This is a genomic window from Streptomyces purpureus, assembly GCF_014648195.1.
GTDB lineage: Bacteria > Actinomycetota > Actinomycetes > Streptomycetales > Streptomycetaceae > Streptomyces > Streptomyces purpureus.
The window spans coordinates 8393-31329 of the sequence record NZ_BMQQ01000015.1 but is presented as its reverse complement, the minus strand read 5'-3'; the positions used below and the strand labels follow the sequence as shown (position 1 = coordinate 31329).

General features: G+C 72.0%; 26 protein-coding genes. 12 read left to right on the top strand and 14 right to left on the bottom strand.

All coding sequences use genetic code 11. The annotated features are described in order from the left end of the window. Window positions 1-491: XRE family transcriptional regulator (locus tag IEZ01_RS19705; protein WP_229833081.1), on the bottom strand; the 491-nt coding region annotated here is incomplete at its 3' end. Between the two features lie 93 nt (window positions 492-584). On the opposite strand from IEZ01_RS19705, the gene IEZ01_RS19700 reads away from it, so the two are divergent. Beyond that, the gene (locus tag IEZ01_RS19700; protein WP_019884535.1) at window positions 585-1451 is read left to right on the top strand and encodes a DMT family transporter; all 867 of its coding nucleotides are present in this window, start codon (window positions 585-587) and stop codon (window positions 1449-1451) included. On the opposite strand, the gene IEZ01_RS19695 is transcribed toward IEZ01_RS19700, so the two are convergent. Then, window positions 1452-2195: an acyltransferase gene (locus IEZ01_RS19695; RefSeq protein WP_028797269.1), complete on the bottom strand. Its 744-nt coding sequence runs from the start codon at window positions 2193-2195 to the stop codon at window positions 1452-1454. It lies immediately after the preceding gene. A 145-nt stretch (window positions 2196-2340) separates the two neighbouring features. Here IEZ01_RS19695 and IEZ01_RS19690 point away from each other — a divergent pair, with 145 nt between their 5' ends. Next, the gene (locus tag IEZ01_RS19690; RefSeq protein ID WP_189202857.1) at window positions 2341-2868 is read left to right on the top strand and encodes a gamma carbonic anhydrase family protein; all 528 of its coding nucleotides are present in this window, start codon (window positions 2341-2343) and stop codon (window positions 2866-2868) included. 239 nt (window positions 2869-3107) lie between these two features. On the opposite strand, the gene IEZ01_RS19685 is transcribed toward IEZ01_RS19690, so the two are convergent. Next, a complete protein-coding gene (locus IEZ01_RS19685; RefSeq protein ID WP_019884538.1) occupies window positions 3108-3785 on the bottom strand; it encodes a DedA family protein in 678 nt (225 codons plus the stop codon). 129 nt (window positions 3786-3914) lie between these two features. Further along, window positions 3915-4352, bottom strand: coding sequence for a DUF4442 domain-containing protein (locus IEZ01_RS19680; RefSeq protein ID WP_189202982.1), 438 nt, complete (start codon window positions 4350-4352; stop codon window positions 3915-3917). A 122-nt stretch (window positions 4353-4474) separates the two neighbouring features. Here IEZ01_RS19680 and IEZ01_RS19675 point away from each other — a divergent pair, with 122 nt between their 5' ends. Next, window positions 4475-5545, top strand: coding sequence for a DUF8017 domain-containing protein (locus IEZ01_RS19675; RefSeq protein ID WP_019884541.1), 1071 nt, complete (start codon window positions 4475-4477; stop codon window positions 5543-5545). 100 nt (window positions 5546-5645) lie between these two features. Continuing rightward, window positions 5646-6959: an MFS transporter gene (locus IEZ01_RS19670; RefSeq protein ID WP_019884543.1), complete on the top strand. Its 1314-nt coding sequence runs from the start codon at window positions 5646-5648 to the stop codon at window positions 6957-6959. Here IEZ01_RS19670 and IEZ01_RS19665 read toward each other — a convergent pair. The 3 genes from IEZ01_RS19665 to IEZ01_RS19655 all read right to left on the bottom strand — a co-directional run bounded on the left by IEZ01_RS19665 (window position 6921) and on the right by IEZ01_RS19655 (window position 10000). Then, entirely contained in the window at window positions 6921-7766 is an 846-nt protein-coding gene (locus IEZ01_RS19665; protein ID WP_019884544.1) for a spermidine synthase, read from the bottom strand. The two genes, IEZ01_RS19670 and IEZ01_RS19665, sit on opposite strands and share 39 nt — an antisense overlap. An 83-nt stretch (window positions 7767-7849) precedes the next feature. After that, window positions 7850-9019, bottom strand: coding sequence for an elongation factor Tu (tuf, locus tag IEZ01_RS19660; RefSeq protein ID WP_019884545.1), 1170 nt, complete (start codon window positions 9017-9019; stop codon window positions 7850-7852). A gap of 282 nt (window positions 9020-9301) precedes the next feature. Further along, a complete protein-coding gene (locus IEZ01_RS19655; protein WP_189202855.1) occupies window positions 9302-10000 on the bottom strand; it encodes a DNA alkylation repair protein in 699 nt (232 codons plus the stop codon). A 49-nt stretch (window positions 10001-10049) separates the two neighbouring features. Between IEZ01_RS19655 and IEZ01_RS19650 the strand changes: the two genes are divergently transcribed. Next, window positions 10050-10841, top strand: coding sequence for a TVP38/TMEM64 family protein (locus tag IEZ01_RS19650; protein WP_019884549.1), 792 nt, complete (start codon window positions 10050-10052; stop codon window positions 10839-10841). Window positions 10842-11051: 210 nt separating this feature from the next. Then, a complete protein-coding gene (locus tag IEZ01_RS19645) occupies window positions 11052-11942 on the top strand; it encodes an undecaprenyl-diphosphate phosphatase (RefSeq protein ID WP_019884550.1) in 891 nt (296 codons plus the stop codon). A 66-nt stretch (window positions 11943-12008) separates the two neighbouring features. On the opposite strand, the gene IEZ01_RS19640 is transcribed toward IEZ01_RS19645, so the two are convergent. Beyond that, the gene (locus tag IEZ01_RS19640) at window positions 12009-12224 is read right to left on the bottom strand and encodes a hypothetical protein (RefSeq protein WP_229833079.1); all 216 of its coding nucleotides are present in this window, start codon (window positions 12222-12224) and stop codon (window positions 12009-12011) included. Between the two features lie 345 nt (window positions 12225-12569). Between IEZ01_RS19640 and IEZ01_RS19635 the strand changes: the two genes are divergently transcribed. The 3 genes from IEZ01_RS19635 to lnt all read left to right on the top strand — a co-directional run bounded on the left by IEZ01_RS19635 (window position 12570) and on the right by lnt (window position 15018). Then, on the top strand, window positions 12570-12785 hold the full coding sequence (locus IEZ01_RS19635) for a hypothetical protein (RefSeq protein ID WP_019884552.1): 216 nt from the start codon (window positions 12570-12572) through the stop codon (window positions 12783-12785). 69 nt (window positions 12786-12854) lie between these two features. Beyond that, entirely contained in the window at window positions 12855-13307 is a 453-nt protein-coding gene (locus IEZ01_RS19630; RefSeq protein ID WP_189202853.1) for a nuclear transport factor 2 family protein, read from the top strand. A gap of 115 nt (window positions 13308-13422) precedes the next feature. Next, complete coding sequence (gene lnt, locus IEZ01_RS19625; RefSeq protein ID WP_189202851.1) at window positions 13423-15018, top strand: apolipoprotein N-acyltransferase; 1596 nt, start codon at window positions 13423-13425, stop codon at window positions 15016-15018. Here lnt and IEZ01_RS19620 read toward each other — a convergent pair. Together IEZ01_RS19620 and IEZ01_RS19615 are read right to left on the bottom strand one after the other, a co-directional pair. Continuing rightward, window positions 14942-15847 carry a Gfo/Idh/MocA family protein gene (locus tag IEZ01_RS19620; RefSeq protein WP_019884557.1) on the bottom strand — a complete coding sequence of 302 codons (906 nt, stop codon included), beginning with the start codon at window positions 15845-15847 and terminating at the stop codon, window positions 14942-14944. The two genes, lnt and IEZ01_RS19620, sit on opposite strands and share 77 nt — an antisense overlap. 9 nt (window positions 15848-15856) lie before the next feature. After that, window positions 15857-17068 (bottom strand): FAD-dependent monooxygenase, encoded by a 1212-nt coding sequence (locus IEZ01_RS19615; RefSeq protein ID WP_189202849.1) that lies wholly within the window; start codon window positions 17066-17068, stop codon window positions 15857-15859. Window positions 17069-17166: 98 nt separating this feature from the next. Here IEZ01_RS19615 and IEZ01_RS19610 point away from each other — a divergent pair, with 98 nt between their 5' ends. The 3 genes from IEZ01_RS19610 to IEZ01_RS19600 all read left to right on the top strand — a co-directional run bounded on the left by IEZ01_RS19610 (window position 17167) and on the right by IEZ01_RS19600 (window position 18987). Further along, complete coding sequence (locus IEZ01_RS19610) at window positions 17167-17790, top strand: TetR/AcrR family transcriptional regulator (RefSeq protein ID WP_189202847.1); 624 nt, start codon at window positions 17167-17169, stop codon at window positions 17788-17790. Window positions 17791-17884: 94 nt separating this feature from the next. Beyond that, window positions 17885-18412: a DinB family protein gene (locus tag IEZ01_RS19605; RefSeq protein WP_189202845.1), complete on the top strand. Its 528-nt coding sequence runs from the start codon at window positions 17885-17887 to the stop codon at window positions 18410-18412. A gap of 89 nt (window positions 18413-18501) precedes the next feature. Then, complete coding sequence (locus IEZ01_RS19600; protein WP_229833078.1) at window positions 18502-18987, top strand: hypothetical protein; 486 nt, start codon at window positions 18502-18504, stop codon at window positions 18985-18987. Between the two features lie 51 nt (window positions 18988-19038). Here the strand turns inward: IEZ01_RS19600 and IEZ01_RS19595 are convergent, their stop codons facing one another. The 4 genes from IEZ01_RS19595 to IEZ01_RS19580 form a co-directional block, all read right to left on the bottom strand. Then, window positions 19039-19509 carry a hypothetical protein gene (locus IEZ01_RS19595; RefSeq protein WP_019884562.1) on the bottom strand — a complete coding sequence of 157 codons (471 nt, stop codon included), beginning with the start codon at window positions 19507-19509 and terminating at the stop codon, window positions 19039-19041. Between the two features lie 119 nt (window positions 19510-19628). Beyond that, window positions 19629-20321, bottom strand: coding sequence for a uracil-DNA glycosylase (ung, locus tag IEZ01_RS19590; RefSeq protein WP_019884563.1), 693 nt, complete (start codon window positions 20319-20321; stop codon window positions 19629-19631). 108 nt (window positions 20322-20429) lie between these two features. After that, window positions 20430-22007 carry an ABC transporter substrate-binding protein gene (locus IEZ01_RS19585; RefSeq protein WP_019884564.1) on the bottom strand — a complete coding sequence of 526 codons (1578 nt, stop codon included), beginning with the start codon at window positions 22005-22007 and terminating at the stop codon, window positions 20430-20432. Between the two features lie 120 nt (window positions 22008-22127). Next, window positions 22128-22895, bottom strand: a complete 768-nt coding sequence (locus IEZ01_RS19580; protein WP_189202840.1) for an SDR family oxidoreductase — start codon at window positions 22893-22895, stop codon at window positions 22128-22130. Window positions 22896-22937: the final 42 nt, after the last annotated feature.

Below are 22937 nucleotides of genomic sequence, written 5' to 3'. Positions count from 1 at the left end.
GCCTCGAAGACCGCGGACGTGCCGGCCGGGACCTGGTGTTCCTCGCCGTCGATCTCCAGGGTCAGGACGCCGGCGGTGACATGGAGGAGTTCCATGGTGCCTTCGGGGTGCGGGTCGGAGGCGCTGGCCTCGCCGGGCATCAGCCGCCAGGACCACAGCTCCAGCGGGCCGCGGGCCTCGGTGCCGGCGAGGAGGGTGGTGTGGCTGCCGGCCGGGGTGGACCACATGCGGACGGCCTGGTCGGCGGGGACGAGCTTGACCTGTGGCCCCTGTTCGTGGTCGAGCAGGGTGGTGATGGAGACGCCGAGCGCGTCGGCGAGCTTCACGGTGGTGCCGACGCTGGGGTTGGTACGGGCCTGCTCGATCTGGATGATCATGCCGCGGCTGACGCCGGCGCGGGCGGCGAGTGCGTCCAGGGTGAAGCCGCGTTCGTTGCGCCACCGTTTGAGGTTGCGGGCGAGCGACTGGGTGAGCTGGTCGAGGTCCGACACATTCCGTCCAATATTTTGGATGACAGAGTTCAGAATACTGCACTACGGTGTGGTGCACTCCACCGTTCACCGCACTGTACTGCGAGGCATCCCATGACAGCACTGTTCGCCCTGGCCACCAGCCTCCTGTGGGGGCTGGCCGACTTCGGCGGCGGACTGCTGACCCGCCGGATGCCCGCGCTCACCGTCGTCGTCGCCTCCCAGCTCATCGCCGTCGCGGTCCTCGGCACCCTCGTGATCGCCACCGGTGCCTGGAGCGAGGCCGGACCCCAGCTCTGGTACGCGGTGGCGGCGGGCGCGGTCGGACCCGCCGCGATGCTCTGCTTCTACAAGGCGCTGGCGCTCGGCCCGATGGGCGTGGTCGCCCCGCTCGGCTCCGTCGGCGTCCTCGTACCCGTCTCCATCGGCCTGCTCCTGGGCGAGCGGCCCGGCCTGCTCCAGTACGGCGGGATCGCCGTCGCGATCGTCGGCATCGTCCTCGCCGGCGGACCGGAACTGCGTGGCGCGCCCGTGCAGCGCCAGGCGATCGTCATGACGCTCGTCGCGGCCTTCGGGTTCGGCGCCGTCCTCGCCCTGATCGCCGAGGCGTCCACGACACTGACCGGCCTCTTCCTCGCCCTGTTCGTCCAGCGCGTCACCAACGTCGTCGTGGGCGGCGCCACGTTGTACGTCTCCGTCCGCCGCGGCGCCCCGGCCCTCCCCCAGGAGGGCGGCATACGGGCCGTCACGGCCGCACTCCCCGCCCTGGCCTTCGTCGGCCTCGCGGACGTCGCCGCCAACGGCACGTACTCCATCGCCGCCCAGATCGGCCCCGTCACCGTCGCCGCCGTCCTCGCCAACCTCTACCCGGTCGTCACGGCCCTGGCCGCGCGCGGAGTCCTCAAGGAGAAGCTGCGCACCGTGCAGGCCGCCGGCGCGGGGATCGCACTGGTCGGCACCGTACTGCTCGCCTCCGGCTGATCAGCCTTCCTGGGTCTCCAGTTCGGCGAGCGCGGCGAGCTGGCCCGGGGTGATCCCGTCCGGAATCGGCACGGGAGCGGGCGTACGCAACGGCGGCTGCCAGCCCCGCTCCCGGTCCCAGCGGCGCACCACGCGCGCGGGGGCACCCGCCACGACCGCGTGGTCGGGCACCTCTCCCCGTACGACGGCCCCCGCCGCCACCACGACGTTCCGGCCGAGCCGGGCACCGGGCAGGATCACGGCGTTGGTACCGATCCAGCAGCCCGGCCCTATCTCCACCGGCGCCGAACGCGGCCACTGCCGGCCCACCGGCTCGTCCGGGTCGTCATAACTGTGGTTCGTCGACGTCACATAGACGTACGGACCGAAGAAGCAGTCGTTGCCGATGCTCACGCGCGCGTCCGCGATGACATGGCTGCCGCGGCCCAGCACCACACCGTTGCCCAGCGTCAGCACGGGATCCGGGCCGAGATCGAGATCCGGCATCATCCCGGCGGTGAGCGTCACCTGCTCGGCGACGATGCAGTGGTCCCCCACCTCGATCCACTGCTCACCGAAGACGGTGCCCTGCGGGAAAGCGAGCCGCGTGCCCGGCCCCAGCCGGCGAAACCGCAGCCGCCCCGGCTGCTCGGCGGTGACGGCGCCCGCCTGCTGCGCCCAGCGCCACGTGCCCTGGACGGCACGGGCCACGGCGCGGCGCCGCCAGGCGGTCAGAGACGAGAACGTGTTTCTGTTCTTGGGCACCCGCACACGGTAGTCCGCGGCGCCTGGCGTGATCAGTGCGGTGAGCTGTGATGTTCACCCCACCCCCGGATCCCGGCGGCCAGGTCCGTCGCTTACCGTTCGTACGGCGCGACGAAGCGGTGACGATCCTCGAAGGAGCAGAGCGATGGCAGAGCGTGCGTTGGTCGGTGGCGTGGGCGGCAAGGAACCGAAGATCGACCCGGACGCGTTCACCGCACCCACGTCCGTCGTCCTCGGCGACGTCACGATGGCCGCGGGGGCGAGCGTCTGGTACCACGCCGTGCTGCGCGCCGACTGCGGACCGATCACCCTCGGCGCCGAGTCGAATGTCCAGGACAACTGCACCGTGCACGTCGACCCCGGCTACCCGGTCTCCATCGGCGCACGCGTCTCCATCGGCCACAACGCCGTCGTCCACGGCTGCACCATCGAGGACGACTGCCTCATCGGCATGGGCGCCACCGTCCTCAACGGCGCCCACATCGGCGCCGGCTCCCTCGTGGCCGCCCAGGCGCTGGTGCCGCAGGGCATGGTGGCACCGCCGGGCTCCCTGGTCGCGGGCGTACCCGCCAAGGTCAAGCGGGCGCTGACGGAGGAGGAGCGCGAGGGACTCACCCTCAACGCCGCGATGTACGTCGGCCTGGCGCGGGACCACAGGGCTGCTTCTTTTTGAGGGCTCGGTTCGCCTCCGGGCGCTTTTAGCGTCTGCCGACGGTCGATCGTGCTCGGCCCCCCTCGTTCCTCGGGGGGCCTCCGCGCGTTCTCCCTTTCGGCAGCCGCGCGCCCTTCGGCTCACTCGCCAGGCGGTCGGGGTGACCGTATGGGCGGTCGCGGGCGTCCCCGAGGCGGTCGGGGCGGGCCCGAGACAGGCGTGGTGGCTGGCACAGGCAGGCGGTCGGGGTGGCCGCCGCCTCAGGCGCGGGCGGGCTCGCGCTCGGGCTCCGGAGCGACCGCCACCGCGGCCTCGGCCGCCGCCTCCTGGCGGGCGGCGGCCTTCTTCGCCCGGCTCTTGAGGATCAGCATTGACGTCAGACCGACGGCCACCGCGAGGACCAGGCCCAGCCACGAGAACCGCTTCAGCCACGCCTCGGCGACCACACCCACCGAGTAGATGACGGCCGTGGTGCCGCCGGCCCACAGGATCCCGCCGAAGACGTTGGCGATGAGGAACTTCCAGTACGGCATGCGCAGCACACCCGCGAGCGGCCCGGCGAAGATCCGCAGCAGCGCCACGAAGCGGCCGAAGAAGACCGCCCACATGCCCCACTTCTCGAAGGACCGCTCGGCCATGGCGATGTTGGCCTCGCTGAAGTGCTTGGGGAACTTGCCCCCGAGCCAGGCCAGCAGGGGCCGGCCGCCCCTGCGTCCGATGGCGTAGCCGATCGAGTCGCCGATGATCGCGCCGGCGGTCGCGCAGGCGCCCAGGACGTACGGGTCGATGTCGCCGTGCTGGGAGGCGAGCAGGGCGGAACTGACGAGGACGATCTCACCCGGCAGCGGGATGCCGAGGCTCTCGAGCCCGATCACCACCCCCACCAGGAGATAGATAGCGACCGGGGGCACGGTCTCGAGCCACTCCTGGACGTGCAACGCAGGTTCCTCCCGTATCGACAACCCCATCGGCGCCCAAGGGTCCCGGGCGCCGGGGAAGCCTACCTGGTGACGCGAGGCCGCCCCCGCACCCCGGGCGGGGTACGGGGGCGGCCTCGTCGCGGTGCCTCAGGCGTTGGGGCGCAGGGTCCAGACGACCGTCATCTCACCGGTCACCGCGCCGTCCTCGCGCGTGATGGCGATGGTGACGGGGAACTCCGGGCGCTCGCCCGCGTCGAGCTCGGCGATGACGTCGGCGGCCGGGCGGCCGAGGGTGGCGGTCGCGGTGACGACGCCCATGGCGAGCTTCTTGTAGCCGATCTCGGCCTTGACAGCGAGCGGTACGGCGCGGTGCAGCTCGGAGCCGAAGGCGGCCAGGACGATCGCGCCACTGGCGGACTCGGCCAGCGTGAACATCGCTCCGGCGTGCGGACCGCCGACGTGGTTGTGGTAGTCGGGCTGGTCCGGCATGCGCACCACGGCACGCTCGGCCGTGGTCTCCAGGAACTCCAGGTTGAGGGTCCTGGCCATGGGGACGGTGGCGGCGAGCATCTCGCCGACGGTCATCTGATCTGCGCTCATGGCCGCGATGTTACCCATCGGTAGCACCCTTGGCCATCCCCTGCGGCGGACGGGAGGAGGGGGCCGGGCGTGGCAGCGATCACGCCGCACCTCTATGGTTACTCGCCATGTGGCCAGGACAGCAGCCGCCCGGGGGCGAGCAGAACCCGCAGGACCAGAACCCGTACCAGCAGCCGGGTTACCAGCAGCCGAATCCGTACCAGCAGCCCGGCTACCAGCAGCCGGGCTACCCGCAGCCCGGCCAGCCTCAGCCCGGCCAGCCGCCGCAGTACCAGCAGCCCGGCGCGTACCAGCAGCCGCCGACCGTGCCGCAGCAGATGCCGCAGTACGGCATGCCGGGTGCGCCGCAGCCCGGTGGTCCCGGCCAGGACAAGAAGAAGACGACGATCGTCGCGGTCGTCGCCGCGACCGCGGTGGTCGTGGCCGCGGGTGTGACCGGTTTCCTCGTCCTGAACGACGACGAGAAGAAGACGGTGGCCGACCCGAAGCCCTCCGTCTCCGCGTCGAAGCCCGTCGAATCCTCCGCGCCGCCGGTGGACAACCCGCGCGGCGGGACGGACGCCAAGCCCTCGATCCCGGGCTGGAAGGTCGTCTACAACCCGAAGTTCGGCACGCAGTTCGACGTGCCGGCCGACTGGGAGGTGCAGGGCACCGGCCACATCACGGGCTTCGACGACAAGAAGAAGAACGACGGTTCGGCGTACATCATCATGTCGGCCCCGGCCGACTACAAGTCCAAGTGGTGCAGCGAGGACACCGACAAGGACGGCCGCATGGAGGACAGCGGCCTGGCCACCGCCGGTACCCGTGGCGCCCAGGGCGCCAAGAACACCTCCGAGAACGCGCGTAACGAGGCGGGCGCCTGGGTCTTCGCCGGGTTCGCGCAGGACGAGCCGGAGAACAAGCTCAAGCAGCTGATCAAGATCAGCCCGGCCACGGCGTACACCACCAAGTCCGGCCTCACCGGTCATGTCGCCACGGCCACCGCCACCGGCCTGACCAAGAAGTCGAAGTGCGAGACGGACGGCAAGTCCATCGCGTTCAGCTTCAAGAACTCCAAGGGTGACTTCGCGTCGTTCGTCCTCTTCGCCAACAAGGGCATCAAGGACGAGCTGCCGGACACCATGATCCAGAAGATCCTCACCACGGTCCGGCTCGCGCCCGTGACCAAGAGCTGACCGATGCTGACCAAGGCCTGACCGAGGCCTGACCGAGGGCTCGTAGCGGCCAGGCTTCAAATGGTTTGGATTCTGCGGCGGCGGCGGGGATAGTCCCTGGGTGACCACCCCCGCCGCCGCACCCCGCAGATCCCGCCGCCCCGAGTGGGCCGGGCGCAACTACTCCCTGCTGACGGCGGCCGCCGTCGTCACCAACCTCGGCGCCCACGGCGCGCTGATCGCCTCCGCGTTCGCGGTGATCGAGTCAGGCGGCGACAGCGGCGACCTGGGCCTGATCGCGATGGCCAGGTTCCTTCCGCTGGTGCTCTTCCTGCTCATCGGCGGCGCGCTGGCCGACCGAATACCCCGGCACCGCGTCATGGTCGCCGCCAACGCCCTCAACTGCGTCTCCCAGGGCCTGTTCGCCATCCTGGTCCTCACCGGCCAGGCGCAGCTGTGGCAGATGCTGATCCTCACCGCCCTCTGCGGCACCGGCCAGGCGTTCTTCAACCCCGCCGCCGAGGGCATGCTCCTGTCCAGCGTCAGCGGCGAACACGTCAACCGCGCCTTCGCGCTGTTCCGGATGGCCATGCACGGCGCCGGGATCGGCGGAGCCGCGCTCGGCGGCGCGCTCATCGCGGCCGTCGGGCCCGGCTGGGTGCTGGCCGTGGACGCCGTGGCCTTCGCCGTGGCCGGGGCGCTGCGCGCCTTCCTCCACGTCGGCCACATCGCCCCCCGCGAGGCCGGCGGCGGACTGCTGTCCGATCTGCGCGAGGGCTGGCAGGAGTTCACCGGCCGGCCCTGGCTCTGGTCGATCGTGGCGCAGTTCGCCGTGGTCGTGGCGGTCGTCGGCGCCGCCGACGCGGTGTACGGGCCGCTGGTCGCCGAGGAGCATCTGGGCGGGGCGCGCCCCTGGGGGCTGGCGCTGGCCGCCTTCGGCGCGGGCACGCTCGGCGGCGCACTGCTGATGATGCGCTGGAAGCCGCGCCGGATGCTGCTCGTGGGCACCCTGTGCGTCTTCCCGCTGGCGCTTCCGTCGGCGTCGCTCGCGGTGCCGCTGGACGTGGTGGGGCTGTCGGTGGCGATGTTTGTGAGCGGTGTCGCGATCGAGGTGTTCGGTGTGGCGTGGATGACGGCGCTGCACCAGGAGATCCCGGAGGACAAACTCTCCCGGGTCTCCGCCTACGACTGGTTCGGCTCGACGGCGATGCTGCCGCTGTCCACGGCGCTGGCCGGCCCCGCCGAGGACGCCTTCGGGCGGGAGGCGGCGCTGTGGGGGTGTGCGGCGCTGATCGTGGTCGTCACCGCGCTGGTGCTGCTGGTGCCGGACGTACGGAACCTGACGCGGCGTACGAAGCCGGTGGCCGCCGCGCCCGCTCCCACTCCCCCTCCCGCCTCAGCCGACGCTGAAGGCGCCGTCGGGCGGCTCGGGTGACGGTACGGCGTCCTCGTCCCGTACGGGCTTCGCGTCGCCGATGAGGCGGGTCAGCGCCGTGCCGTGCTCCACGCGCGCGGGGAAGGCGTCGGCGGCCGAACGGCGGGCCAACAGCGCGGTGTCCAGGGGCGCGTGCGAGGCGACCAGGATCGCGTTGCCGAACCGGCGGCCACGCAGCATCGCCGGTTCGGCGATGAGGGCGAGCTCGGGGAAGACGGCGGCGAAGGTGGCCAGTTGCGAGCGGAGGAAGGCGAAGGGGGCGCCGTCGGCCAGGTTGGCGGCGTAGACACCGTCCGGGCGCAGGACCCGCTCCGCCGCGCGCGCGTACGTCAGCGACGTGAGGTGGGCGGGCACCCGGGAGCCGCCGAACACGTCCGCGATCAGGACGTCGGCGCTGTCGGTCGGCGCCGCCTCCAGCCAGGCGCGGGCGTCCGCGCCGTGCACGGTGACATCGGCGCCGGCCGGGAGCGGCAGATGCTCGGCGACCAGGGCGCTCAGTCCGCGGTCCGCCTCGACGACGTCCTGGCGTGAGCCGGGCCGGGTCGCGGCGATGTAGCGGGGCAGGGTGAGGGCGCCGCCGCCGAGGTGGAGGACGCCGAGGGGTTCGCCGTCGGCCGCGGCGCTGTCCAGGACGTGGGCGAGGCGGCGCGCGTACTCGAATTCGAGGTGGGTGGGCTCGTCGAGGTCGACGTACGACTGGGGCGCGCCGTTCACGGTGAGCAGCCAGGCCCGGTCGCGGTCCACGTCGGGCATGAGTTTGGCGGTGCCGCCGTCGACGTCCCGCAGGACGGGGATCTGCTCGTTCACGGTCCCATTGTCCGCCCTGGCGCGCGCGAGCCGCGTCCGCCGCCCGTGGGGGGTGCCACGGGCGGCGGGTCACCGCGGGCCGCTCAGACCAGTTCGATCACGGTGCCGGCGCCGACGGTGCGGCCGCCTTCGCGGATCGCGAAGCCGAGTCCGGGCTCCAGCGGGGTGTCACGGCCCAGTTCGACGGTCATGGTGACCGTCTCGCCGGGCCGGGCGACGGCCTGCTCGCCGAGGTCCACCTCGCCGACGACGTCCGCGGTGCGGATGTAGAACTGCGGGCGGTAGCCGGTCGCCACGGGCGTACTGCGGCCGCCCTCGCGGCCGGAGAGGACGTACACCTGCGCCCGGAAGCGGCGGCTGGGGACGACGCTGCCGGGCGCCGCGACCACATGGCCGCGGCGTACGGCGTCACGCGTCACACCGCGCAGGAGCAGTGCCACGTTGTCCCCGGCCTGCGCGGACTCCATCGGCCGGCCGAAGGTCTCCAGGCCGGTGACGACGGTCTCGCCGTCGGCGCCGAGCAGTTCGACCCGGTCGCCGACCCGGACGGTGCCGCGCTCGACGGCGCCGGTGACGACCGTGCCGCGCCCGGTGATGGTGAGGACGTTCTCCACGGGCAGCAGGAACGGCGCGTCCACGTACCGCTCGGGCATGGGCACGTACGTGTCAACGGCGTCGAGCAGCGCCTCGACGGCGGCGGTCCAGCGCGGGTCGCCCTCGAGCGCCCGGAGTCCGGAGACCCGCACGACCGGGACGGTGTCGCCGCCGTAGCCGTGCGCGGTGAGCAGTTCGCGTACTTCGAGCTCGACGAGGTCGGTGATGTCGTCGTCCCCGGCGTCCGCCTTGTTGAGGGCCACGACGATGTGGTCGACGCCGACCTGACGGGCCAGCAGGACGTGTTCGGCGGTCTGCGGCATGATGCCGTCGAGCGCGGAGACGACCAGGATCGCCCCGTCGAGCTGGGCCGCGCCGGTGACCATGTTCTTGACGTAGTCGGCGTGGCCGGGCATGTCGACGTGGGCGTAGTGCCGGGTGTCGGTCTCGTACTCGACGTGCGCGATGTTGATGGTGATGCCGCGCTGCGCCTCCTCGGGGGCGCGGTCGATGCGGTCGAAGGGGACGAAGGTGCCGGTGCCACGGTCGCTGAGGACCTTGGTGATGGCGGCGGTGAGGGTGGTCTTGCCGTGGTCGACATGGCCCATGGTGCCGATGTTGAGATGCGGTTTGGTGCGCACGTATGCCGTCTTGGGCATGGCTCGTCCTTGAGCTGGAAGCTGAAGTGGGGACCCCGGAGACCTACCGACCCTCCCCCTGCGGGGTCCGCCGGACGATCCGGGAAGGGTCAGCTTCGGGCGCCGTCGAAGTGCGCCGCGACGTCGAGGAGTTCGGCCACGCCGGCAGCCTTCGGCGCGTCCGCGACTGCGGACGGCGCTGCGGGGAAGGCGAACCGGGACATGTCGACGATCATCGCCCGGCGGCGGGCGGACGTCGAATGGTTTTCCGCGCGAAGGGGCGGCGGGGAAGTCCCGGGCGACTCAGAGGTTCTTGAGGGCCTCGCGGACCGACAGGGGTGAGAGCCGGGTCCGGTGGGCGGTGACGAAGGCCCGTACGGCGTCGGGGTCGGTCTTGGCGTATTCGCGCAGGGACCAGCCGATCGCCTTGCGGAGGAAGAAGTCGGCGTCCTCGGCCCTGCGCAGGCAGTAGGCGAAGAGCCGTTCGGTGTCGGTGTCGTCCTTGAACCGCAGCTGGTGCAGGAGAGCGGTACGGGCCACCCAGAGGTCCTCGTCGTCGATCCAGTCGTCCATGCGGCGGGCGAGGGCGCGGTCGGCGTGCACGAGGCCGCCGACGACATGGGAGGCGAGCGCGTCGACGGTGTCCCACCAGGAGACGGTCCGTACGAGCTGGTGGGCCACCGGCAGGAAGCCGGAGGTGCAGCGGGTGATGTGGCGGCGGAGATAGTCGACGGCGAAGTAGTGGTACTCGCGCTCGGGAAGGGCGAAGCAGCGCAGGGCGATCGCCGCGCAGTCGGTCTCGTCGGGGCGGGCGGTGCCTTCGAGGACCGTACGGGACAGGGCGCGCCGTTCGGGCGTGGGGATGCCGAGGAAGGGCGCGACGCCCTTCATGTAGGCGGCCGCCTCCTGGGCCCGGGCGTGGTCCGCCGCGGCGCCGTAGACCGCGGTGAGCCGCGGGAGCACGGTGTCGGCGAGCGCGCTCAGGGGCGGGGCGAGGGTCATGCGGTGCACATTACGGCGATCACACGTCCTTGTCGGTTAGTCTCCCCGGATGCTCGACCCCGTGACCAGGCCGCAGGGCGGTCTCACCATCCGTTGCACCCGGGCTCTGCTGTCTCCCTGGTCGCGGCTGTCGCTTCTTGTGGTGGTGCTGGCGAGCGCGGCGACGGCGGTGGTGCTGTACGAGCCGCAGCGGCTCCTGTCGGCCGGGTGGCCGCCCCAGGTGGACGGCGCGGGCGCGGTGTTCGTGTTCGCGGTGGCGTACGGGGCGTGTACGGCGGCGTTCGTGCCGCGGCCGATCCTCAATCTCGCGGCGGGGGCGCTCTTCGGTACCCAGGCGGGTCTGGTGGCGGCGGTGGCCGGCACGGTCCTGGGGGCGGGGATCGCGTTCACCCTGGGCCGGGTGCTGGGTCAGGACGCGCTGCGGCCGCTGGTGCGGGGGCGCTGGCTGCGGGCTGCGGACGGCCAGCTGAGCCGGCACGGATTCCGGTCGATGCTGGCGATCCGGCTCTTCCCGGGGGTGCCGTTCGCGGCGGCGAACTACTGCGCGGCGGTGTCCCGGATGGGCTATGTGCCGTTTCTGGCGGCGACCGGGATCGGTTCGGTGCCGAACACCACGGCGTATGTGATCGCGGGAAGTCAGGCGTCCGCGCCGACATCGCCCGCGTTCCTGATCTCGGCGGGGTTCATCGTGGTCACGGGGCTCGGCGGGGCGCTGGTGGCCTGGCGCAAGCGACACCGGCTGCGCACGGCCGCCCCCGCTCCCGTACCGCAGGCCGTGGCTCCGGCCCGGGAGCCGGCGGGCGTGGGGGCCGGGGCCGCGCAGGACGCGACGCGCGCGTGAGGCGGTGGTACGGGGACGGGCGTCGGGGCGCGCCCCCCCCGTACCGCGCGGCCGGGCCCTATGGGACCCGGCTGCGGCGCGGCTGGCGGGACGGGCGGGACCGGCGTTCACCCAGGGGCGGTACGCTGCGCACCGACCGGCGGCCGATCTACAGCCGCCCGTCTTCATGCCCGCTGACCGCTGACGCACATCCGGGACGGCCCTAGCCCCATGAGTTGGTTCGAATCGTTCATCCTCGGACTCGTCCAGGGGCTGACGGAGTTCCTGCCCATCTCGTCCAGCGCGCATCTGCGCCTGACGGCGGCCTTCGCGGGGTGGAAGGACCCGGGCGCGGCCTTCACCGCGATCACCCAGATCGGTACGGAGACGGCCGTGCTGATCTACTTCCGCAAGGACATCGCGCGGATCGTGTCGGCGTGGTTCCGCTCGCTGACGAACAAGGCGATGCGCTCCGACCACGACGCGCAGATGGGCTGGCTCGTCATCGTCGGCTCGATCCCGATCGGCGTGCTCGGCCTCACGCTCAAGGATCAGATCGAGGGCCCGTTCCGGGATCTGCGGCTGATCGCCACCACGCTGATCGTCATGGGTGTCGTACTCGGCATCGCGGACCGGCTCGCCGCCCGCGACGAGCTGGGCGGCCGCCACCGCGCGAGCCGCGAACGCAAGGGCCTGAAGGACCTCGGGGTCCGGGACGGCCTGATCTACGGCATCTGCCAGGCGATGGCCCTGATCCCGGGCGTCTCCCGGTCGGGCGCCACGATCAGCGGCGGCCTGCTGATGGGCTACACCCGCGAGGCGGCGGCCCGCTACTCCTTCCTGCTGGCGATCCCGGCGGTGCTCGCCTCGGGCGCCTACGAGCTGAAGGACGCCGGCGAGGGGCACGTCTCCTGGGGCCCGACCATCTTCGCGACGATCGTCGCCTTCGGTGTCGGATACGCGGTGATCGCGTGGTTCATGAGGTTCATCACGACCAAAAGCTTCATGCCGTTCGTGATCTACCGGATCCTGCTCGGCATCGCGCTCTTCGTCCTGGTCGGCACGGACACCCTGAGCCCGCACGCGGGCGAGTCGGGCGGCGGTCTCAGCAGCGACCGCTGACCTAAAGCCGTACGGCCGACGGGCCCGCTCCCCGTGATGGGAGGCGGGCCCGTCGGCCGTTGCTGGTCAGACGATGGGGCCACTGTTGGGAATCGGTACGCCACTGAGATCCGCGCCACCGGTCGCCTCCGTGACCAGGGGCCCAAGAGCGGTGTCCGGCTGAAGGAGCCCGGTCCCGGCGGTGCCGGTCTCGTTCGCGGAGGCGGGCTGCTGAGGACTGACGAGAGCCGTGACCACACCTGCGGCGAGGGAGGCGACGGCGAGCATGCTGCGCTTCTTCATGCCCAGAACAACTGCGGACAGGGCCACGGGGTCACGGCGTAGCGGGAGGCAGGGGGCGGCCCGTCCCCCCGGCCGGGGGCGGGGCCGGCGCGAGGGAGGGGGACGGGCTCGCGTCCGGGCGGACGGGGGGCGGGCTGCGCGCCGGACCAGGGCGGGCCGCCGGGCTCGGGGGGTGTCTCCGGCGGCCTCTCGTTCAGCTGCGCCCCATCCGAACGGACCAGACGAGCGTCCCGCCGTCCGCCGTTCCCCGCGAGCGTGTGCGCCGCATATATCTACGTACTCCGTTCACACCCCGTGTGAAGGCCGGGCGATGCGATCTTTACCGGCACGGCGCACCCTGGTGCCATGGCCTGGCAACCACCCATCGTCGTGCACCGCCCCGGCGCGGACGGCGGGCGCCGTGTCACCGTGCGTGGACAGATCGTCGGGCTCGCCCACAACGACACCGATCTCGTCGAGTTCCTGCGGCGAGCGGGTCTTGACGACGCCGACATGATCCTCGACGACCCCCATCTGGTGGAGTGGCGCGGCGGACGACCGCACCGCTGGGAAGCGGCCTGAACCGGACACCGTCCGAGAGGGCCCGCACGGCTCTTGGCCCGGCGCCGTCCGCTGCCCGACACTGAGGCGATGACGCAGCGCGTGGATCTCGCGACCGTGATGGACCGCCTCGCCATCGACGAGGTGATCACCGGGTACGCCGTGGCGGTGGACGACGCCGACTGGCCCGCGTACCGCGCCCTCTTCACCCAGGACGGCCGCGCCGACTACCGGGGCTCGGGTGGCATCGAGGGGGCGGCCGGTGACATCGCCGACTGGCTCGCCGAGACGATGCGGCTCTTTCCCGTACGCCAGCATCTGATCGTCAACCGCCGCGTCCGCATCCAGGACCTCGGCGGCTACCCGGGCGACAGCGCCGAGGTGCTCGCCGACTACGTGAACCCCATGCGGCTGGAGTCGGGGGACGACTTCGTGTGCGGCGGGCGGTACACCTTCACATTGCTGCGTACCGACGCGGGCTGGCGGCTGCGGTCGGTGGCCGTACACGAGAAGTGGCGGCGCAGCGGCGGACCCCCGGCGTAGCACCGGCCGGGTACTGTCCGCGGGCGTCCCCGGCATGCCCTCTGTCCCCGCCCGTCCCGTACCGCGCACACTGGAGACGGACATCGTTCCTGGAGGCTGGGCGAGGAGGCGCGGTATGGACACGCTCCCCTCCCCCGAGCCGCGGCCGCGCCCGCCCCGGTGGCGGCTGCCGGCCGTCGTCGCCGCGGGCGCGCTGCCCGCGCTCGCCTTCCCGGCGCCGTCCCTGTGGTGGCTGGCGTACGCCGCGCTGGTGCCGTGGATGCTTCTCCTGCGCACCGCCGCGACCGGCCGCCGCGCGGCCCTCGAAGGCTGGCTCGGCGGCATCGGTTTCATGCTCGCCGTGCACCACTGGCTGATGCCGAGCCTCCATGTGTTCATCCTGCTCATCGCCGCGCTGCTCGGGCTGCTGTGGGCGCCGTGGGGCTGGCTGGTGCGGTCGGTGCTCAGCCGTCCGCCGTCACCCGGCCGGGCCGCCGTCGCGCTGCTCGCCGTCCCCTCCGGGTGGCTGATGGTCGAACTGGTCCGCTCCTGGGAGGGGTTGGGCGGTCCCTGGGGGCTGCTGGGTGCCAGCCAGTGGCAGGTGCCGCCCGCGCTACGGCTCGCCTCCTTCGGCGGTGTGTGGCTGGTGACCCTGCTGGTGGTGGCGGTCAACACCGCGCTGACCCTTCTGGTGTCGGCCGCACGGATGCGTACCGTCGCGCTCGTCGCCCTCACCGGACTGTCCGTGTGCGCCGCCACCATGGCGTCGATGTGGCTGTGGGTGCAGCCCCCACCGGAGACCGGGCAGGTACGGGTCGGGGTCGTACAGCCCGGCGTGCTGAACGGGGTCGGCGGGCCCGAGCGGCGCTTCACCCTGGGCGAGGAGCTGACCCGCCAACTCGCCGGGCAGGACCTTGATCTGGTCGTCTGGGGCGAGAGCAGTGTCGCCGCCGACCTCACCGCCCGGCCCGATCTGGCGGCCCGGCTGACCACGCTCGCGAAGACGGTCGACGCGCCGATCCTGGTCAACGTGGACGCGCGACGGGAGGACCGGCCGGGCATCTTCAAGAGCAGCGTGCTCGTCGGCGTGGACGGCCCCACCGGGGACCGCTACGACAAGATGCGGCTGGTGCCGTTCGGCGAGTACGTCCCGGCGCGTTCGCTGCTCGGCTGGGCGACGTCGGTGGGCAAGGCCGCGGAGGAGGATCGCAGGCGCGGCACCGCACCCGTGGTGATGCGGCTGCCCGCGGAGGGCGCCGGGCTGCGGATCGGCCCGCTGGTCTGCTTCGAGTCGGCGTTCCCCGACATGAGCCGGCAGCTGGTGCGGGACGGCGCCCAGGTGCTGGTCGCCCAGTCGGCGACCTCCACCTTCCAGGACAGCTGGGCCCCGGCGCAGCACGCCTCGCTGGCGGCGCTGCGGGCGGCCGAGTCCGGCCGCCCGATGGTGCATGCCACGCTCACCGGCGTGAGCGCGGTGCACGGCCCGGACGGCGACCGGACCGGCCCCACGATCGGTACGGACACCGGCGCCGCCGCCGTCTACACGGTGCCGCTGACGACGGCGACGACACCGTACGTACGGTTCGGCGACTGGCCGGTGTACGGCGCGCTCGGTGTGCTGGCCGTGCTGGCCGGCGCGGAAGGTGTCCGGCTGCTCAGGCGGCCTGCACCAGCGCCGTCCGAACGATCTGCTCACACAGCTCATGCGTCGTCAGGGCGTCCCGGGCGCTGAGGGTCTTGCCGGCGCGCACGGCGTCGAGGAAGGCGAGGACGGCCTGTTCGATGCCTCGCTGGCGCGCGACCGGCACCCAGTCGCCCCGGCGGCGCACGCTCGGCTGGCCCTTGTGGTCGACGATGTCGGCGAGGTTGAGGACCTGGCGCTTGGTGTCCTGCCCGGAGACTTCGAGGATCTCCTCGGTGGAGCCGTTCATCCGGTTCATCATGCCGATGGCGGTGAACCCGTCGCCGGACAGCTGCAGGACGACGTGGTGCATGAGCCCGTCGCGGATCCGGGCCCGTACGTCGGTGTGCTCGACGGGGCCGGGGGCGAGGAAGCGCAGGGTGTCCACGACGTGGATGAAGTCGTCCAGGACGAGGGTGCGCGGATCCTCGGGCAGTCCGACCCGGTTCTTCTGCATCAGGATCAGATCGCGGGGATGCTCCAGGCACTGGGCGTAGCCCGGGGCGAGCCGGCGGTTGAAGCCGACCGCCAGGCTGACGCCGAGCTGCTCGGCGAGCTCCACCAGCCGCCGGGAGTCGGCGAGTTCGTAGGCGAGCGGCTTGTCGACGTAGGTCGGCACCCCGGCCTGGAGGAGGCGGGTGGTGATCTCGGGGTGCACGAAGGTGGGTGCGTGAACGAAGGCGGCGTCGAGCCCGGCGGAGAGCAGTGAGTCGAGATCCGCGTGGCGGCGGGCGGCCGGGACGTGGTGGGTCTCGCCGACCGCCTCCAGGGTGGCGGGGCTGCGGGTCTGGAGGTGGAGTTCGACTCCTGGCAGGGCCGCGAGGACGGGCAGATAGGCCTTCCGCGCGATGTCGCCGAGCCCGATGCAGCCAACCTTCACGGGGTCTCCCTATCGGTTCGTGATGTGCTGTTCCGGCAGGTCATGACTGTCGGCAGCATACGTGGGGGCCGGCGGGGCCCAGTCGGCGATCCCGTCGAAGCCGCGCAGCACGATCCCCGGCCCGAAGCGGGAGACGGCCGCCATCAGGGAGTTGCGTAAGGCGGCGACCGGGGCGCTGCCGAGGGTCGCGAGGCGTCCGGCGCGGGCCGCCTGGCGGACGATCGCGGTGGTCCGTGGCAGCCGGTCGACGGTGTACGCGGCCAGTGCGCGGTGCACGTCGATGCCCACGGGTGCGTACTGGCCGAGGACGACGGCGTCCTCGATGGCCTGGTTGCCGCCCTGGGCGAGGGTGGGCTGCATGGCGTGGGCGGCGTCGCCGAGGAGCGCGACCCGGCCACGGTGGAAGGCGGGCAGTGGGACCTTCATGAAGTGGACGTCGTGGCGCAGGATCACGTCGGACCGTACGGCGTCGAGGATGGCCGGGATCGGGTCGTGCCAGCCCTGGAAGCGGCGGAGCAGTTCGGCCTTCTCGTCGTCGGCGCGGACGCCCGCGGGGGCCGTGGCCATGGCGTACGCGTACACCCGCCCGTCCTTGAGGGGATGGCTGCCCCACAGGCGGCCCGGCCCCCAGGTCTCGTGCGGGGTGAACGGGCCGGGTGCGGGGATGACGAGCCGCCAGGTGGTGTAGCCGGAGTAGGCGGGGCCGGGGTGGTCCGGGAAGAGGGTGCGCCGGGTGGCGGAGTTGATGCCGTCGGCGGCGACGACGAGTCCGGCTTCGAGGGGACCGTCGGGGGTGGTGACGACGGCGGGCCGGTCCGGGGCGCCGGGGTCGGTGAGCGTGGCGGCCGTGGCGGTGCGGACGGCGCCGTCGGGCAGGGCGTCGGCGAGCAGGCCGACGAGCGTCGCGCGGTGCAGGAGGACGAGCGGGCCGCCGTAGCGCTCGGCGGTGGCGCGGGCGTCGAGGCGGGCGATCCAGCGGCCGCGCGGGGTGCGCATGCCGCCGTCGCCCTGCCAGGCGGCGAGGGTGCGGACGCGGTCGCCGAGGCCGATCACGTCCAGGGCGCGCTGGGAGTTGGGGGCGAGGCCGATCGCGGCGCCGACGGGGGCGAGGGCGGTGGCACGTTCCAGGACGGTGACGGACCAGCCGCGCCGGTGCAGGGCGATGGCCGCGGTGAGTCCGCCGATTCCGCCGCCGATGACGACGGCATGGGTGTGCCGCATGACTCCTCCTCGTAACTACATCCGTAGTGACGAGACGACCGTACTACACCCGTAGTGTGCGCGCACTACGGGTGTAGTCGTCGCGGTAGGTTGGTCTCATGAGCTCCGGCACCCCGCCCGCCCCGCCCGCCCCGTACGCGCGCTCGACCGCCGTCTCGCGTGCCGAGCTGATCGGCGACGCGGCGCTCGCCCTGCTCGCCGAACGGGGGATGCGCGGGCTCACCCATCGCGCCGTCGACGAACAGGCCGGCCTGCCGCAGGGCTCGACCTCCAACCACGCGCGCACCCGTCAGGCCCTCCTCGAAGTGGCCGTCCGACGGCTGGCGGAACGCGAGGCGCGGGTGCTCACGCCGCAGGAGATGCCGGTTCCGTCGGCGGGGACACGGGAATTGGCCGACGCGCTCGCGACGGTCCTGCACCGCCATCTCAGCGGCCACCGCCAACTGCTGGTCTGCCGCTACGAACTGGCCCTGGAGGCCACCCGCCGTCCCGAGCTGCGCACCTTCTTCGACCGGACCGGCGAGGCCTTCCGCGGTCCGCTGGTCGCGCTGATGGCCGCGGCCGGCTCCACCGCCCCAGAGCGTCATGCGCTGGCCCTGGTCGCCTGGTCGGAGGGCCTGATGTTCTCCTGCGCGGTCGGCTCGTACCATTCCTCGGTGCCAACCAGGGACGAACTGCGCACGGGCTTCGAGGAGCTGCTCCACGGCATGCTCGGCCGCTGACGGACGGACCCGGGTTCGGGCGCGTTCGGCCGGGTTCCGGGCGGGGCGGGAAATCCCCTGGTCATCGGGGACGCCATGGGCGACGATTCGCGCCATGACCACAACGGAACGCAGTGAACCCTCGACCACCGCGGGCGAGCGCGACATGCTCGAAGGCTGGCTCGAATACCACCGTATGACGCTGGCCCAGAAGTGCTCCGGGCTCGACGAGAAGAGCCTGCGCGAGACCTCCGCACCGCCCTCCGACCTCTCGCTGATGGGCCTCGTACGGCACATGGCGGAGGTCGAACGCGGCTGGTTCCGGCGGACGATGGCCGGCGAGAGCCGGGAGGACGCCGGCTGGATCTACTCCACCCCGGCGGACCACGACGGCGACCTCCACCCCGGCGAGAGCGACACCTGGGAGGAGGCCTTCGCCACCTGGCAGGAGGAGATCTCCCGGGGCCGTGAGATAGCCGCCCGCTTCGACTCCCTCGACGATCTGGCCCTCGGCCGCCACCCGCGGCGCCCGATGGACTTCAACCTCCGCTGGATCTACACCCACATGATCGAGGAGTACGCCCGCCACAACGGCCACGCGGACCTGCTGCGGGAGCGGATCGACGGCGCCAAGGGCGACTGACGGCCCGCCCCGGCTCCGCGTCACCCGTGCGGGGCATTCTCCCCGCCGGGGGTTGGGAACACCGTGCTCCGCACAGCAGAGTGACGCGGGTGCATCGAACGAGAACCACAGCGAGGGTCCTGGTCGGCGTCGCGGTCGCGGCCGTCTCCGGCTGCGTGTCGGTCGCGCCGCCGACCGGCGGCCCGGCGCCTCTCTCCCAGGCCCGGCCGGCCGCCCAGGACGTGGCGCCGCAGATCGTCGAGGGGCCTGCCAAGGAGGCCCTGGAGGCCGCCCTGCCCGACCGGGACTCACCCCGTGCCGCGGACGGCCCTCCGGGTGGCGAGGCGACCCCGTCTCGCGCCGCCCCCGAGCCGGAACCGGCCCCGGCCACCCCGTCCGTACGGACGCCTCGGGACGAGCAGCGCCGGCCGCACCTGCCGGAGATGCCCGACCTGCCGCCGGACGTCCGGCTTCCCGACGCGGCCCGGCTCCCGGCGGGAGGGGCGGGCCTGTGCCCCCTGGGCAAGAAGTACGGAGGCTGGCAGCCGCACAGTCCTCAGGCCCGGATCTGCGAGGACACCTACGGCACCCGCTGAGCCGGACCCGCCGAGCCGACCGGCAGCGGCCGCACGGCCCGGGCCGTGGGGCTACTCCCCGCGCAGGTAGGTCTCCAGCCGGTCGATCGCGGCCCGGACGCCGTGGCCGTATCCGTCGTCCTCCAGGGCGTCGGACGCCGCCCGGGCCCGGTCGAGATGGATCCATGCGGCGTCGGGCCGCCGCAGCTTCACGTAGTCGGCGGCGAGGCTGAGGTGGAGGGTCGGATACAGCGCCCGCAGCGCCGCCGCCTCGGCCGGTCCGGCCGGCCGTTCCCCGCCCAGGCACTCCGCCGCGGTGAGCGCCCGTAGGTCCCAGGCCAGCTCGGCGTCGGGGTCGTCCTGGGCGTCGGCGAGGTAGTGCGCGAGCGTGGAGCGGTGCAGCGGGTCGCCGTCGGTGCCGATCTGGGCCCACAGCTCGCCGAGGCGGTTGCGGGCCTCCTCCCGGTCACCGGCGTGGAGCAGCATCGTGGCCTGCCCGATCCTGGTCAGGACGCCGTCCTCGGGCTTCCGCTGCTCGGTCATGGGGCCTCCGCGCCGTGTCCACGCTCACTCCCCTCGACGCTAGCCGCCGGCGGCCCCGCCGGGCGACAGGCTCGGGTGGTGCCCCGGGCCTGTCAGCCGTACGCCCCGGGGGCCGGCGCCTAGCCCTGGAAGCCGAGGTCCGGGATGCGCCAGTCGACCGGGGCGTGGCCCTGTGCCGCGATCGCCGCGTTGATCTGGGTGAACGGCCGGGAGCCGAAGAACTTCTTCGCGGACAGCGGCGAGGGGTGCGCGCCCTTCACCACGACGTGGCGCTCCTCGTCGATCAGGGGCAGCTTCTTCTGCGCGTAATTGCCCCACAGCACGAAGACGGCCGGGTCGGGCCGGTCGGAGACGGCCCGGATCACCGCGTCCGTGAACTTCTCCCAGCCCTTGCCCTTGTGGGAGTTGGGCTCGCCGGCCCGGACGGTCAGCACCGCGTTGAGCAGCAGCACGCCCTGCTCGGCCCACGGCATCAGATAGCCGTTGTCGGGCACAGGGTGGCCGAGCTCCTCCTTCATCTCCTTGTAGATGTTCCGCAGCGACGGCGGCGTCTTGACGCCGGGCCGGACGGAGAAGCAGAGACCGTGTCCCTGCCCCTCCCCGTGGTAGGGGTCCTGGCCCAGGACGAGGACCTTGACCCGGTCGAACGGCGTGGCGTCGAGGGCGGCGAAGACCTCCTCGCGCGGCGGGTAGACCGGCCCCCGGGCCCGCTCCTCCTCGACGAACTCGGTGAGCTGCTTGAAGTACTGCTGCTGCAGCTCCTCGCCGAGGACGCCGCGCCAGGACTCGGGCAGCATGTCGGTGTCGGTCACGTCAACAACCTCCGGTAGGCGATCACTTCTCGGTCAAGAACCTACCGGGCACCACTGACAACGCCCGCCCGAGTCTCCCGGCCGCCCCTGACGGGGCGGATCCGGCCGCTACCAGCTCTTCTTCCGCTGGAGCTCCCACAGCTGCATGACGGTCTGCGGGTCCATCGCGCGCTCGCCGCCCGCGATGTCCTCACTGGCCGCCACGTACAGCTTGCCCTGCCACAGCGGCAGCAGCCGCACGTCGCCGACGAGGATCTCCTGGGCCCGCTCGAACTGCTTGGCGACCGAGCCGCGGTCGCTCTCGCGCCGGGACTGCGGCAGCAGCTGCCCGGTGATCTCCGGGCTGTCGTACGGGGTGCGGAGCACGTTGTTCTTGCCGACGAACGGGGCGATGAAGTTGTCCGGGTCCGGGAAGTCGGGGAACCAGCCTCGGCCGAAGACGGGGTACTCGCCCTTCTGGTAGCCGGCCTGGAACTCCTTCCACGGCTTGCCCTTGACCGTCACCTTGAACAGGCCCGACTCGTCGAGCTGGCGCTTGAGCTCGTTGAACTCCTGCGCCGTGGCGGAGCCGTACCGGTCCGTGGTGTACCAGAGGGTGAGCTCCACCGGCGCGTCGATGTCGGCGTCCTTGAGCAGCTTCTTCGCCTTGGCGACGCTCGGGTTCTGGAAGCGGTCGTAGAAGGCGGTGGTGTGGCCGGAGATGCCCTTGGGGACCATCGAGTACAGCGGCTCGGCGGTGCCCTTGTAGACCTTGGCCACGAGCGCGTCACGGTCCACGAGTTGGGCGATGGCCTGGCGGACGGCGAGCTTGCGTACGGACGGGTCCGCGGTGTTGAAGACCAGGTAGCGGATGTCGGCGCCGGTCGACTCGACGAGCTGGAGGCCTTCGGTGCCCTTGCCCTTCTCCTGGATCTCGACGACTTCCTGCGCGGTCAGACCGCGGTTGGTGGCGTCGATCTCCTTCTTCTTCAGGGCGGCGACCATGGCCTCGGACTCCTTGAAGTACCGAATGGTCACACCGGTGTTCTTGCGGTCGGCGAATCCGTTGTAATGCGGATTGTTGCCCAGTTCGGCCTTGTCGCCCTCTTCGTACGACTCCAGGACATAAGGGCCGGAGCCGGTGAGCTTTCCGTCCTCGCGCAGTTTGTCCGCCGGATATTCGGCCGGGTCCACGAGAGACATCGCGGGGGTGGCCAGAATGAACGGGAAGGTCGCGTCCGACTGGGTCAGATTGAAGGTGATCTTCCGGTCGCCCTCGACGTCGATCTTTCCGAGGGATCCGAGCAGACCGTTCGGGCCACCGTCGACGTTGATCGTCCGGATGCGCTCGATCGAGTGCTGGACCGCCTTGGCGTCCAGCACGTGCCCGTTGGAGAACTTGAGGCCCTCCTTGAGCGTGCAGACGTAGACCCTGCTCGACTTGTCGGTGAATTTGCAGTCGGCGGCGTCGGGCTGCGGGATCGTACTGCCGGTCGGGAAGCTCAGCAGCGTCTGGAAGACATTGCGGTACAACTCCCACGAACCGTCCCAGGAGGCAGCCGGATCGAGCGTGCTGGGGGCGCTGGTCGTACCGACGACGATCCGCTTCTCCCCATCGCCGCCGTCATCGGAAAAGGCACTGCATCCCGCCACCAGGGATATGGACGCAAGGGCTGCAGCGGCCTGCAGACTGGTCCGGTTGAACACGTGCACACGCTCCTCGTTCAGCCATGGGTCGGCCGACCATACCGCAGCGCCCCGCCAGGTCAATGGGCGACTCTGGCGGGGCACTGGAGTCATTCAGCAGTGAATCGGGCGGAATGCGGATCAGTGGACACCGGCATTCAGGAACATTCCGCCGTCGACGACAAGTGTCTGTCCGGTGATCCAGTCCGACTGGTCGGAGGTGAGGAACGCGGCGGCGCCCCCGATGTCCTCCGGCACGCCCAGCCTGCCCAGGGGATAGGCGGCCGCCGCCTCCGACTCCCGGCCCTCGTAGAGGGCCTGGGCGAATTTGGTCTTGACCACGGCCGGCGCGATGGCGTTGACCCGGACGGCCGGGGCGAATTCGTGCGCCAGCTGAAGGGTCAGGTTGACCATGGCGGCCTTGCTCATGCCGTACGCGCCGATGAACGGCGAGGCGGAGACGCCGGCGATCGAGGCGATGTTCACGATCGCGCCGCCGTGCTCCTGCTGCCAGGCCTTCCAGGTCTGCTGGGCGAAGCCCAGCGCGGAGATCACATTGGTCTCGTAGACCTTGCGCGCCACGTTGAGGTCGAGCTCGGCCAGGGGGCCGAAGACCGGGTTGGTGCCGGCGTTGTTGACCAGGAAGTCGACGCGGCCGAAGGCCTCCATGGTCCGTTCGACGGCGATGGCCTGGTGGGCCTCGTCGTGGGCCTTGCCGGCCACCGCGACGACACGGTCGGCGCCCAGGCGCTCCACGGCCTCCTTGAGGGCGTCCTCGCCCCGTCCGGTGATGCAGACCCGGTCGCCACGCGCCACGAGGGCCTCGGCGATGCCGTAGCCGATGCCCCGGCTGGCGCCGGTGACCAGCGCGACCTTGCCGGAGAGCGGGGGAAGTTCGGTTGCGTTCATGTCCGTCGTCACCCTTCGGGTCAGTTGAGCGGGCCGCCGGCC